Source organism: Streptococcus oralis, from assembly GCF_023110435.1.
Classification (GTDB): domain Bacteria; phylum Bacillota; class Bacilli; order Lactobacillales; family Streptococcaceae; genus Streptococcus; species Streptococcus oralis_CF.
In genome coordinates this window covers 74,275-88,225 of record NZ_JALDWB010000001.1, presented here as the reverse complement: position 1 = coordinate 88,225, position 13,951 = coordinate 74,275, and the positions used below count along the sequence as shown (strand labels likewise).

The 13,951-nt window shown below is 39.9% G+C and carries 11 protein-coding genes; 1 reads left to right on the top strand and 10 read right to left on the bottom strand.

The genetic code is table 11. The features are described from left to right. The 9 genes from metE to M1F97_RS00390 form a co-directional block, all read right to left on the bottom strand. Positions 1-2,250, bottom strand: coding sequence for a 5-methyltetrahydropteroyltriglutamate--homocysteine S-methyltransferase (metE, locus tag M1F97_RS00430; RefSeq protein ID WP_125398937.1), 2,250 nt, complete (start codon positions 2,248-2,250; stop codon positions 1-3). A 244-nt stretch (positions 2,251-2,494) separates the two neighbouring features. Beyond that, positions 2,495-2,857, bottom strand: a complete 363-nt coding sequence (locus M1F97_RS00425; protein WP_125398938.1) for a TIGR02328 family protein — start codon at positions 2,855-2,857, stop codon at positions 2,495-2,497. Beyond that, complete coding sequence (locus tag M1F97_RS00420) at positions 2,841-3,245, bottom strand: YbgA family protein (RefSeq protein ID WP_125398939.1); 405 nt, start codon at positions 3,243-3,245, stop codon at positions 2,841-2,843. Before M1F97_RS00420 ends, M1F97_RS00425 begins: the two co-directional genes overlap by 17 nt. Before the next feature lie 81 nt (positions 3,246-3,326). Beyond that, complete coding sequence (locus M1F97_RS00415) at positions 3,327-4,928, bottom strand: type I restriction-modification system subunit M (RefSeq protein WP_247943838.1); 1,602 nt, start codon at positions 4,926-4,928, stop codon at positions 3,327-3,329. Between the two features lie 29 nt (positions 4,929-4,957). Further along, on the bottom strand, positions 4,958-5,779 hold the full coding sequence (locus tag M1F97_RS00410; RefSeq protein WP_247943837.1) for a hypothetical protein: 822 nt from the start codon (positions 5,777-5,779) through the stop codon (positions 4,958-4,960). Position 5,780: 1 nt separating this feature from the next. Next, positions 5,781-6,320, bottom strand: coding sequence for a hypothetical protein (locus tag M1F97_RS00405; RefSeq protein ID WP_247943836.1), 540 nt, complete (start codon positions 6,318-6,320; stop codon positions 5,781-5,783). A gap of 9 nt (positions 6,321-6,329) precedes the next feature. Next, positions 6,330-7,514 (bottom strand): restriction endonuclease subunit S, encoded by a 1,185-nt coding sequence (locus M1F97_RS00400; RefSeq protein WP_247943835.1) that lies wholly within the window; start codon positions 7,512-7,514, stop codon positions 6,330-6,332. A 164-nt stretch (positions 7,515-7,678) separates the two neighbouring features. Next, positions 7,679-8,575, bottom strand: coding sequence for a hypothetical protein (locus tag M1F97_RS00395; RefSeq protein ID WP_247943834.1), 897 nt, complete (start codon positions 8,573-8,575; stop codon positions 7,679-7,681). 369 nt (positions 8,576-8,944) lie between these two features. Continuing rightward, on the bottom strand, positions 8,945-11,944 hold the full coding sequence (locus M1F97_RS00390; RefSeq protein WP_247943833.1) for a type I restriction endonuclease subunit R: 3,000 nt from the start codon (positions 11,942-11,944) through the stop codon (positions 8,945-8,947). Between the two features lie 112 nt (positions 11,945-12,056). Here M1F97_RS00390 and M1F97_RS00385 point away from each other — a divergent pair, with 112 nt between their 5' ends. Beyond that, the gene (locus M1F97_RS00385; RefSeq protein WP_000077674.1) at positions 12,057-12,674 is read left to right on the top strand and encodes a TVP38/TMEM64 family protein; all 618 of its coding nucleotides are present in this window, start codon (positions 12,057-12,059) and stop codon (positions 12,672-12,674) included. A 324-nt stretch (positions 12,675-12,998) separates the two neighbouring features. Here the strand turns inward: M1F97_RS00385 and scrK are convergent, their stop codons facing one another. Next, positions 12,999-13,886: a fructokinase ScrK gene (scrK, locus tag M1F97_RS00380; protein WP_247943832.1), complete on the bottom strand. Its 888-nt coding sequence runs from the start codon at positions 13,884-13,886 to the stop codon at positions 12,999-13,001. Between the last annotated feature and the right edge of the window lie 65 nt (positions 13,887-13,951).

The following is a 13,951-nucleotide window of genomic DNA, read 5'->3' as shown; positions in this document are numbered from 1 at the left end:
TTACAATTTCTCACGCGCAGCCTTAGCTGCTTCGACAAGGCGAATCAAGCTTTCTTTTGTTTCTGGGATACCACGTGTTTTCAAACCACAGTCAGGGTTAATCCAAACCTTCTTGCTTGGTACTTTAGCAAGGATAGCTTCGATTGTGTGGTCGATTTCGCCTTCATTTGGCACACGAGGAGAGTGGATATCGTAAACCCCAGGTCCCACTTCTGTTTGGAAGTTTTTCGCTTTGAGTTCGTCCAAGATTTCAAGGTTTGAACGGCTTGCTTCAAAGGAAATAACGTCCGCATCCATGTTGTCAATAGCTGGGATGATATCTGTAAATTCTGAGTAACACATGTGAGTGTGGATTTGAGTATCTGGCGCTACTGTTGAGTGTACCAAGCGGAAGGCTGGAATAGCCCAGTCAAGGTAGTCTTCGTACCAGTCGCTACGACGGAGTGGCAATTTCTCACGAAGAGCAGCCTCGTCGATTTGGATGATCTTCACGCCTGCAGCTTCAAGGTCGAGCACTTCATCCTTAATAGCAAGAGCGATTTGAAGAGTAGAATCCTTGATAGAGATGTCTTCACGTGGGAATGACCAGTTAAGGATGGTAACAGGTCCAGTCAACATACCTTTAACAGGTTTGTCAGTACGGCTTTGTGCGTAGCTAGACCATTTAACAGTGATTGGGTTAAGACGAGTGACATCACCCCAGATGATTGGTGGTTTCACTCCACGCATACCGTATGATTGTACCCAACCATTCTTAGAGAAGAGGTAACCTGACAAGTTTTGACCGAAGTACTCAACCATGTCATTACGCTCAAACTCACCGTGTACAAGCACGTCAAATCCAACTTCTTCTTGCCATTTGATCCATTCGTCGATCGTTTCAGCAAGGAAGGCATCGTATTCTTCTTGTGACAATTCACCCTTACGGAAGGCCAAACGTTTGGCACGAACTTCCTTAGTTTGAGGGAATGAACCGATGGTTGTTGTTGGAAGAGCTGGAAGTTTGAAAGCTTCTTCTTGGATGGCTTCACGTTCTGCAAAGGCTGGCAAACGAGTGTAGTCAGCGTCTGTCAATCCAGCGATACGCGCACGAAGTTCTGCATTTTCACCCACACGTTCAGTCGCAAAGAGTTCTTTGTTAGCTGCAAGAGCTTGTTCACCTTGACCATTGCGGATAGCATCCAAGTCACGAAGTTCTTCCAATTTTTCAACCGCAAAGGCAAAGTGGTTCAAGATAGCTGGTTCAAATTCTTCGTTAGCAGTTGTAAATGGCACATGAAGAAGTGAGCATGAGCTTGTCAAAACAATGTTTTCAGCTGGGATTTGCTCAAGAACAGCCAAGCTCTTTTCGTAGTTGTTACGCCAGATGTTCTTACCATTGACGATACCTGCATAAAGAGTCTTGTCAGCTGGGAAGCCACCTTTAACAAGTTCAAGAGTTTTCTTACCTTCAACGAAGTCAAGACCGATAGCATCCACTGGCAAGTTTACAAGGTCAGCGTAGACGTCACGAACATCACCGAAGTAAGTTTGAAGCAATACTTCAAGACCTTTTTTATCAGCCAAAAGTTTGTTGTAGAGGTTCAAGAAGAGAGCTTTTTCTTCAGCTGTCAAATCTTTTACAAGAGCAGCTTCATCGAGTTGGATACGAGTTGCACCAAGTTCAGCCAATTTAGCAAAAACTTCTTGGTAAGCAGCTACAAAGCTATCTACGAAGTCTTCTGCTTTCACACCTTCTTCAAAGTCTGACAATTGAAGGAAAGTGAATGGTCCTACAAGGACTGGACGAGTGTTGAGACCAAGTTCTTTTGCTTCTTGGAACTCATCAAAGATCTTGTGACCTGCAAGTTTGACTTGAGTGTCTTTTTCAAATTTAGGTACGATGTAGTGGTAGTTGGTGTTGAACCATTTCTTCATCGGAAGGGCACGAACATCCCCTTTTTCACCTTGGTAACCACGCGCCAAAGCAAAGTAGCGCTCAAGGTCAGACAAGTCCAAGTTTTGAACAGAAGCTGGCACCACGTTGAAGAGGAAAGCAGCATCTAGGAAGTTATCATAGTGAGAAAAGTCATTTGATGGGATTTCAGTGATGCCTTTTTCTTTGACAATGTTCCAGTGTTTGGCACGCAATTCTTTTGCTGCTGCAAGGAGTTCTTCTGCTGAGATTTCTTTTCTAAAGTATTTTTCAGTTGTAAATTTTAATTCGCGGAATTCACCCAAACGAGGGAAACCGATGATTGTAGTTGACATGATGTGTCCTCCAAAATTTGTTGTTGAAACTATCTTAACAGAAAAGAAACTGTCTGTATAATTGTAAAAAATTAGGCTTTGATATAGTTTGAAACTATATCACTCTTTTGGTCAAAAGAAAAAGGCTTGAAACAAATGTCTCAAATCCTTTGCATAGCTTGTTTTATAGCTATATTTTAGTTAGAATGCTCAAACGAGCTATTTATGTTTCTTATAAGTGACTATGACTTGTTATTAGAAAAGACTATAGCTCTATCCCCTTGTCACGGAGATTAGCCAGACACTCCTCATAGTAGGCAACGTCATGCTCACTGTAGATAGGATTGCCTAGCTTCTCCTCAGGCAAGTCTTGATAAGGAGGACAGGTTTTGCCACGGTAGTTCTTGTCCAACCATTCTGGACTGACATTATAGCCACGGTCAGCCATCTCCTTCATGATTAAGCGATGGTAGGCATAGAGACGATAGGGCGAGTGGGTAAAGACATAGTCAACCGTCGCATGCTTTCTGCCCCAGCCATTGCCACGCAGGGCGCAACACTCTCGATGTTGCCCCAAGAGCTGGGGACGGGGAAGTTGTGAAATCAAAGCCTCATGCCAAAGTCTCATGGGAGTCTCCTTTCAGCAAGGTAGAATGTTGCAGATAAGCATTTGGGTATCGTTCAAGCAAATCTCTCGTCTTAGCAATCAAGTCCTCCTTGGAAGCTTGAGCAAAGCGATAGCGATCCAGCAAGAGCATATAGTCCTTGCGCTCAACATCTGTTGCTTTCTTTTTGAAATAGCCCCAAATATGCTGAAAGGCATTGCAAACCTGACCCCTATGCTCAGAAATTTGGCAAGCACGGTCAATCAGTTCTTGAACATGACTCACCTCCACCACTTCATTCTTCAAGTATTGGCGAATCTCATTGTAAATATTGCTGGAATGGCTCAAAACGAGGTATTTATTTCTAGCCCAGAGTTGCTGGCACTGGGATTTTTGATTAGTTTGTTCCATGTTTCTCCTTACTTTCTATCAGTTTCCAGGAAATATGGAAACAAAGTTGTATCTAAAAAATGAGCGAATTAATTAGCCCCATCACCCTTTAAAGTTTTTCAAAAACTCTTTGAGCTCAGCATCGGCTTCTGGTGTGGTTCCGTGGAGTTGACCGAGCATTTCAATTAATGAAGCTGTTTGGCTTTGGATTGCTTTATTTGTCTGGTTAATCTTGCTGACGATGTCTGTCAGCGGCTCTACTTCTTCTTCCTCAAAGGTATCTACATAGCGAGGGATATTGAGATTGTAGTCATTTTCGACGATTTCTTCATAGCTTGCTAGATGGGCAAACTTGTCAATCTCCTCACGAGACTTGTAGGCTTCCAGAATCTTCTCGATATGAGCATCCGTCATGATATTCTGATTTTTCCCCTTATCAAACTCCTTAGAAGCATCGATAAAGTAGACATCACGATTGGTGCGGTTCTTTTTGAGAATGATAACCGTGGTCGGAATGCTGGTATTAAAGAAGATATTGGCAGGAAGACCGATAACTGTATCAACAGCCCCTTCTTCTAGCAAAGCCTTACGAATGGTCCCTTCCGCATTTCCACGGAAAAGAACCCCGTGAGGAAGGACGATAGCCATAACTCCATTATCTTGCTTGAGATGGTAGTAACCATGTAAAAGGAAGGCAAAGTCAGCCTTGGACTGGGGCGCCAGTTTCCCAAAAGGAGAGAAACGAGGATCATTCAGGAAGCCAGAGCTTGCAGACCACTTGGCAGAGTATGGAGGGTTCATGAGAACCCCATCAAAGTTGGTCGGCTCTTGTGTCGGCCAGTCTTCATCCAGTGTATCAGCATTGTGGAGAAATTGATTCTCAACTGGAACCCCGTGTAGAATCATGTTCATCCGAGCCAAGTTATAAGTGGAGGTATTGAGCTCCTGACCGAAGTAGACCACTGTCTGCGGTTTATGAGAGTATTTCTTGGCATTGAGCAAGAGAGAGCCAGAACCCATGGTCGCATCATAGATGGTAAAACCTTGCTGGTCTTCACGATCCAAAAAGGCAATCTGAGTCATAAGCTTAGCAACAGGCTGAGGTGTATAGAACTCACCAGCCTTCTTGCCCGAGTCAGTCGCAAACTGACCGATCAGATACTCATAGGCATCACCCAACATATCACCCGCATGACCAGCCACATCTAGCACAGCCAACTCTTTCATGACTGCTGCCACCGTTTGGTTTTGCTTTTGCGGAGTTGCCCCTAGCTTTTTAGAGTAGAGGTCGATATCCTCAAAGAGGTTTTCATAGAGATCGTCACTCTGCTCGATATCTCGAAACCCCTGAGCCAAATCTTCCAGCTGGAAAGTCCCCTCATTGACTCTTGTTACTAGAGCGGTAAAGGTCAGGTCTGGCTTGATACTATAGTTGAGTTCATCCTTCATGACCGTGAGGAGATCCTCGTGAGTGTCCGCATCCTCGTAGTAGTTGCGATAGACCTCAAGGGCATCCTCAAGACTATCCGTCCCCTCTTCCATGGTCTCCGCCACGAAAAAGAGCATCTTATCTGACAGATACTTGTAAAAGACCATACCCAAGAGATAGGACTTATAATCATTGGCATCCATCTTGGAGCGGAGAACATCCGCTGAGTTCCACAGGGCTTGGTAGAGCGACTGGGAAGTTTGTGTTGTTTCCATAGTGTTTCTTTCTAAAACATTTTCTTACTTTAATTTAATTTTTTTGCATGGTTAGCTTCCATTTTATGGTGGGTTATTGGATTTGTATATAACCGTCCAAGTGCTAACTTTAGTAAACATGTTAATTTTCTATTACTATCAATTATAAAATTTTGATTATCATCTAACTCAAACTCTTGATTAGGATACTGACTGTACGTTCTCAACAAAGTATTTTTAACAGCTACATCATTCAAATCTATTCCATAATCTTTTAAAACAGCTAACATCTTTAAGTTATTAGTCTTAATTTTAAAATCTGAAACAAAACTCACCAGATTAAATTCTTTAAACTCATCAACTTCTGCCTGACTTGCTATACGGTAATAATCATCAATACCATTGAATAGACTATGAATCGTCCTAAAACTTCTAAAGTACAATTTATTATTTCCATCATAATAGGCATCGTTCTCAGATTTTAGTTCTATACCCTTTTCAATAATTGTTCTTTCAGCTCTTCTATATCTCCATTTCAAGATTGACTTATCAACCATTCTCTTTGATTTAGTTATTTTTTGAAAAACTAAACCGTCATTTTCAACTTTTCGAAAAATCAAATCAATTTTCGAGAACTCTACTTCATTTACATCATTTAGACCCGCAGTATTTAAAAATTTATCTTCATATTCTTTAATCATCGACATATGCTCATCATCAATTTCAATATAGAACCAGTCGCCAGTTTCTAATCTTAGTTCCGGATTAAACTCTATACTATTTTCAGAATCAATCTCCGGAGCAACTAGTTCAGAAATATCATCCGTGTTATCCAATTTTCTATATATTTGACCTACTTTTACTAAAAACATACTATTCCTTCTCCAAAAAAGTAAAATTATTTATTCTAACTAGTCCTTTTATAGACCCAGTTTCTTTAACATCTTTTTTCTTACTATAGATAATAAAGACATTGCCGTTTTTATCAGTGACTCTGTAATAACGATATGAAAATAACCATATCAAATTGAAATAATACGATCTCTCCATCAGAATCCACCATATTAGAAAAATGAGAGCTATTACTACAATCTGATATAAGAATGTTAATTCACCTAAACCCAGCATAATTACAAAAAGGCCTAGGTAAGTTGGAATGATTTCATTTTCTACTGGTTGTATACTTTCAACTTGAGCAGTATCATTTGCTTCTTTAAATCTTTTCAAATACTGTAAGACTCCAAAAGAAAAAGAAAGCATCAGGAAAATCAACACTCCTATTTTTAGAAAACTACATACATAAGAATCATGTGAGGGAAAAATATCTATAGTAAATAGATACAAGACTAAACCTGGCGAAAAAGAACAAATTGATAAACAAAACGACAAACATAATCTTCTAATTTTTTTCATAACAAAATTCTATATAAACATATCCTGCAAGAGTTTCTTTTTAAGTGTTTCTAGCTGAGAAATTTTTTCTTGATGAGAGTTAATGAGGTTATCGAGGTTAGAGAAATAGGAGCCGATGGCTTGTTGTTCTTTAAACTCTGGAAATACAAATTTCAAGCTAGAAAAATCTTTAAAACTGATGCTTTTCCCATCTCGAATTCCATAAGTGACTGTTTCTAATCGTTTTATAAAATCTCTCGAAGTTAATATTGAATTCCAAAAAGCTGGTAAACTATTTTCTTTATCAATAAAATCTATAATTGTGTACGCGGGTGAAGTTATTCCTTCTATTTTAGACAAAGCAAAACCTCCCTGAAAAGAACGTAAATGAATCACGAATTGACCTGGTTTGACAACTTTATAATTATTTAGAGTAGCTTCATCATACTTAATATCAATACCTAGTTCATCTCTCAAAACCATGCCATCAATTTGAGAAGCTGATAACACCGGCAACGAAGCTTTATTTTTCTCAGATACTGACTTAAAAATTTCATCTGCACGTTTGATTTCCCACTCACCTTCAAATCCATCCAAACGAATCTCGGGAACAGTCTCTCCAGCTTTTGGAAACATCTTTGAAAGCATGGTCGTCTTAAGAGATTGGTAGTTGGCGAGACTGTCCTTGTAGCTAGCCAGAAGGTCGTTGAGGGTGCGAAAGAGGGAACCGATGGCGGATTGTTCTTCTATACTAGGTAAATATAATTCAATACTTTTAACTATTGCAGCAGAAAGATTCCCTTGCCCACCTTGTAGATATTTTTCCAAAATATTATCTTTCTCTTTTTTAAGATAATTCATAATAAACTCAGAAGAATATCCTGGATTAGGCTTAATAGCAAGTATAGCCTGATTTATGGCACCATTTATCTGACTTATTGCTACCTCTCCACTTGTTGCACCATACAGTGCATATAAAATATCACCTTTTTCTACCATTTTTGCTGAAGAGTCTTTCAAAGCGTCTTCACTTATAAATAATTCTGTTTGCTTTGATTTAACTTCTCCTGACCTTATAAAGGGGATGTCCCCCTCGTAATAACTCTTGTTGCTTGATTTTGGAGTCCCTCCAGAAAAACTTGTGGTTATCTCTTCTATCTGTTTTCTTTCTAGAGAAGTATTAAATCCCTTAAATCTAATTTTAGAGATTGACATTAAAGCTCCTTTCTTTTCAATATTTAAACTTTAATTAACTTTGTAACTACACACAATATTGTACCATGATTTTCTATTAAATATCGTATTTCTAACTATATTTGTTAACTAAAAAGAGAAGAAAACACTTCTTCTCTTGTAGCACTATTCAATTAGTTATAAAGTTATAAAAGACTAATTAACTCATCATCAAGCATTGACTTATTGTCTCTATATTTTTCTGAATGCTCCATGTAATCTATAAAATACTCTGGAGAAGAAGTTGTTGAATCTAGAATATAGTTCTTCTGTTTATCTTCATTGTACCGTTTATTTATTTTAAGTTCTCTCAGAGTTTTTTTAGAGTATGGTTTCCCTTTTGCATCCTGATACATCGGTAATAGCTGTAATCGACTAAAGATATTAGAAACATATTTTGCTGGAGATATAATATATCTCTTACTAACTATTGTTTTGGGAACCAAAATTAATAATCTATCTTTTTTATTTTCCTCTGGATCCAACACATAAGGACTCTCAAACTTTGCCCATTCATGATTCTTGTGATCCCAATATTCAAAAGTTTTTGTATCACTACTAATTTGAAGTCCATGTATTTTAGCTTGTTCTAACGAAAAAATAATAAGCTCTTTTTTCAACAAACTGACAATCAAATCTGACATTCTGTCTTCAGAAAATCTCTTAGTAAACAAAGGCATAGCTACTGAAGTTAATGCTTTTTCTTGCACAGGTAAAACAGATGACTTTACATAACTAAAAAATTGGTCAAGCATCTGCATTGAGACACCTTTGCCTCTTGAGTTATTTGAAGAATATCCTAAATGCGTCGCATTACATTCTTTCGAATGTGAAAACAGAGTAAATGAGTATTTCTTATTCCCTTCGCAATAAATTTCATAAGATTGCTTAATAAAATCATCCACAATTATTTTAAATTTTTTTGGCAATAACAAAGGATCTACAAATAACATGACATCTTCATTTGTGTCAACATCTAAAAAGTCTAAACCTTTTTGGATTTGTTCTCTATTTAAATAACTTGATAATCGTATACCGATCACCTACTTTCTATAGTATTTTGTAGAATGTAGGTTAGAATATTTTCGCTTTAATTTACAATGTATCAAATAAATGATACACTAGAAATGGAATTTTTGAATAGTGCTTTCCCAAACTAGCTAAAAATTCATAACCCTATCAAGTCGTCAGCGCCCACTGACGTCTTTTTTATTCTACATTTGTTATTATATCAATTTTTCAAAGGAAGTCAAGGTCGAAACACAATATAATGTGTAGAATATTGTTTATTATTAAATAAATACACAATATATAGTTTTTTTATTACTATGTAAAATTTATAAATATCTAAAAAAAGCCCTAAATAAGGCTTTTTTAAAAAAGGGATTACAAAATTTGATAATAATAAAAATCTACATATAGCCTCCAACTCTCAACGGCTCAATCACTTCTTCTATCAGTTGGGTATAGGCTTCTTTGATTTGTTTTTTATAGAGGAGGGGATTGAGGGCATCTGCCACTTCTATCTTATAGTCCTGATAGCGCTGGCTCTTGGTCAGCTGGCTCTCTCCCAGTTGTTTTTTGGCTCCCTTGCGGTAGTGCTCGACATAGTAACGGAGTTCATCCTCTCCGACATACCAACGTTTGCTAAAGACTTGGATATGTTGCTGGATAACCGCCTCGATCATCTGATCCAAGATATTTGCGATAGACTGACCACGATAGCTTTCTGGATTTGCTTGGACTTCTCTCCATAATTCAGTGATGATCTGGGCAAGATTTGGATTGGTCTTCTCAAGGCTCTCAATATAGTTATCCACTGCCTCTCTATCTTGAGCGCTTAGGTTCTTTTCTTGACTCTGACCTTGCTCGATCAGGCTTTGGATTAAGGTTAGGATATAGGCATAGTTGATCTCATCCACTTGGATGGACTCTAGTTCATAGTGAATATCAAGGGGCTCCCCATCCTCATCACCATCATCTCTTCGGCTTTTCAATTCAGCTAGGATGTTTTGATAGAAGCCAAGATAGGTTTCCAATTCTTCTGCGCTTAGTCCAGTCTCTGCATAGATTTCTTCCTCGTCATACTCTTTATAAACTCGGATAGAAGCCAAGTATTTATCAAAGGATTGATAAGCCTTGGCTAGTTTTCTCAATTCAGGTGTAGAGATTTGCTCGATTTGGAGTCCTTGCTCAGGATCATCGGTGATGAGATTTTGGAAATCACTGCAACTCCGCAAAAAGTTTCTCTTTTCCTCTTCCCAGCTAGGCGCTAGGACATCATTTTCTCCACCATTTGAGTAGAGTTTAAGGGCATTATCGACTGCTTCCTTAAAGGCTAAAGGCTTTTGGAAGGTGATGATATGACCATAGGTCTTACTAGAATCAAAAATCCGGTTGGTTCGGCTAAAGGCCTGAATCAAATCCTGCGGTTGCATGGGCTTTCTGTCGATAAAGAGAGTTGATAGACAAGGCGCATCAAAACCCGTTAAGAGACGATTGACCACGATAACCAAGTCCAACTGCTCATTGCGATAGAGATACTTATCCTGTTTTCGAGCTAGGCGGTTATTGACATCTGTATTGAAGCCACGAAGATCCGCCATGGTAAAGTGAGTATCAAACTCTTGGTTGTAGTCCTCTAAGACCTGCTTCATGTGGTCTTGGTTGACTCTTGAGTCTTCTTCGTTTTCAGTGACCGAGTAGGTGATGGTCGCCTTTGGAAAGTCAGGAAGTACCTGCTTGACCCTCTCCGATACCTTGACTCTCGTCTCCCCAGCCTTGACTTTTTTGAGGAGGTCATAGTAGGCTTGGGCTTGAGGGATAGACTTAACAGTCAGAATGGCATTGTAGGTCTTACCTACTCCTTTTTGGAAGCCTAGTTGTTGGCGCGATTTATTAATAATAGCATCCAAGACTTCCAGCATGTGTTCCTCATTCTCGTAGACGGTATCTGGTATTTCATCTTCAGATTTATCCGTGATGAGGGTATTGCGATAGTCTACCTTAAAGCCTAAGACAGCTCCGTCATGGATAGCTTCCTTGACTGTATACTCATGGAGACGGTCTCCATACTGTTGCTGGGTGGTTTGGGCTAGATCACCGACCTGCTGGCGTTTGTTTTCCTTAAAGATAGGCGTTCCTGTAAATCCATACCAGAGCGACTGTGGGAAAAAGGCTTTAATGTCTTTTTGTGTTTGTGGTGTCACTGCACGGTGGCATTCATCCACTACAAAGGCCACTCGGAGTCCCTTGATTTTATCCGCATCTCGTTGGTAAAGACCTTGGTCAAACTTGCGCATCATGGTGGTCATTTTCTGGATGGTAGTCACCACGACACGCTTATCATTGCTTCCTAAGCGCTTGACCAAATCATGTGTATTGTCCGTCTCATCAATATCAATGACATCATTGGTCGCATAAGAGAGAAAGGACGATGCTGTCTGTTGGTCCAAGTCCCTGCGGTCAACAACAAAAATTGTCTTTTGGATAGATGGAATCTGAAGGAGATTACGAGCCACCTTGTAAGAAGTCAGGGTCTTCCCTGAACCTGTCGTATGCCAGACATAGCCCGACTCCTGATGACGAGAAGCTTCTTGCACCGCTTCGATAGCATGGATCTGATAGGGGCGCAAGAGGATGAGAGCTTTCTTGCTATCATCAATCACAGAATATTGCATGACCATCTGATGAGCACGAGGGATGGAAAGGACTTCGTGAGCAAAGCTAGTCAAATTTGTCACAGGATGATTGCCCTTATCCACCCACTTGGTTAGAAATTGCTTGTTGAGTTTATTTTCCCTAGCTGCAGCGATATAGCGTGTGTCTACCTTGTTGGTCACGACAAACATTTGCAAGCTAGAGTAGATACCACGAAATTTCCCTTCACGGTCATATTTTTTAATTTGGTGAAAGGCATCGATAAATGCTTCTTGGGAACTCTTAAGCTCGATTTGAATCATGGGTAAGCCGTTGATGAGAAGAGTAACATCCAATCTACGGTCTTGGTCCAGAGGATTTACTTTTTCTCTCTGGACTTGATTGACAACTTCATAGCTAGACTTACCAGCAGCGATATTATCTCGCCAGATGACTGACAAACGGATGGTGCCTAGGCTTGCATCTTCTCTTTGAACCTCGACTTTGGCAATGCCATTTTCTCCGACCAACCACTTGGCCGCATCATAGTAGCTAACAAAGTTGAGTTGGTTTTTTATCTGGAGTTTTTCCTGCTCTGTCAAAGGATGGTCTGCTAGCAGGGCAACGTTGTTTTGGACTAGTTTCTCAAAGAAGTTCTCCCATAGTTGTTCTTCTGTTTTTAGGTCTTCTCGATAAGTCCATTGACTTTCCCCAGTTACCAGTTGGGTGATCAGTTGTTTTTCTATCTCCAGTTCTGGTTTTACTTGCATCATTCTCTCCTTTAACGATGTTCTACTTTCTTTATTATAACATGTTTATCTTTAATTCCCCCTTCTTTTATCAAAATATGGTATAGTAGAATCATACTATATATAAGGAGTTTCTATGTCACAGCATAAGCAAATGAAAGCTGTTTCTCCCCTTCTACAGCAAGTCATCAATATTTCGTCTATCGTCGGGGGAGTCGGCACCTTGATTTTCTGTATTTGGGCCTATCAGGCAGGTGTTTTACAGTCCAAGGAAACCCTATCGGCCTTTATCCAGCAAGCTGGAATTTGGGGACCACCACTCTTTATCTTTTTACAGATCCTACAAACCGTCGTTCCGATCATTCCGGGAGCTTTGACCTCAGTGGCTGGGGTCTTTATTTACGGACATATCATCGGAACCATCTATAACTATATCGGCATCGTGATTGGCTGTGCCATTATCTTTTATCTGGTTCGCCTCTACGGTGCGGCCTTTGTCCAGTCCGTCGTCAGCAAGCGCACCTATGATAAATACATCGGTTGGCTAGATAAAGGCAATCGTTTCGAGCGTTTCTTTATCTTTATGATGATCTGGCCTGTCAGCCCAGCTGACTTTCTCTGCATGCTGGCAGCTTTGACCAAGATGACCTTCAAGCGCTATATGATTATCATCGTTTTGACCAAGCCCTTTACCCTAGTAGTCTATACTTATGGTTTGACCTATATTATTGATTTCTTCTGGCAGATGTTTTGAGAATAGAAAAATCCGTTTGGTTGCCCAAGCGGATTTTTTGATTATAGACAGACTATCGCTTGATACTAAATATGCTTTGTTATGGAAATCATGCCTATTTTTTGCGAGTAAATCGAGGACTTACCTAGCCTTTCCGCCGTGATAAAAACACCTGAAATCTAATGGTTTCAGGTGTTCGGAAACTTTGAGACATTAGGCTCAAAGTTTAGGTATGGAATTTAGAAGAAAGTCGCTACCGTCCGTAATCACTTAAGGAAAGACTCAAAAAATATTGTCTTCAAAGAAAACATCCGTTTGGTTTCCCAAGCGGATGTTTTCTTTGTTTTATTTTGCGACACTCTTAGCAAGGACAAAGTTCCCAAGTGTAGCAGAACCATTTCCAGCGACTGCTGGAGTGACAATGTAGTCACGCACATCTGGTACTGGTAGGTAGCCGTTGAGAAGAGCTGTGAATTTCTCACGCACACGGTCCAGCATGTGTTGTTGGGCCATGACTCCACCACCAAAGACGATCACGTCTGGGCGGAAAGTCACAGTAGCATTGACCGCAGCCTGAGCGATATAGTAGGCTTGGACGTCCCAGACAGAACTGTTGAGTTCAATATTTTCACCACGAACACCTGTACGAGCTTCGAGACTTGGACCAGCCGCAAAGCCTTCCAAACAGCCCTTGTGGAAAGGACAAACGCCATTAAATTCTTTTTCCACATCCATTGGGTGTTTAGCCACATAGTAGTGCCCCATCTCAGGGTGACCCACACCACCGATAAACTCACCACGTTGGATAACACCTGCACCGATCCCTGTACCGATCGTGTAGTAGACCAAGTTTTCGATACGGCCACCAGCATTGTTACGGGCAACCACTTCACCATAGGCAGAGCTATTTACGTCAGTGGTGAAATACATGGGTACGTTGAGGGTACGACGAAGGGCACCAAGTAGGTCTACATTTGCCCAGTGAGGTTTTGGAGTCGTTGTGATAAAGCCATAGGTTTTTGAATTTTTGTCGATGTCGATAGGGCCAAATGATCCGACAGCAAGACCAGCAAGATTATCGAATTTTGAGAAGAACTCAATGGTTTTATCGATAGTCTCGATAGGAGTTGTTGTAGGAAATTGTGTTTTTTCTACAATGTTAAAATTTTCATCTCCGACAGCACAGACAAACTTTGTACCGCCTGCTTCTAAGCTTCCGTATAATTTTGTCATGATAAACCTCTTGTTTTTATTTTCTTTATTATAGCATACTTCAAAAAGTTACTTTTCTCTATATT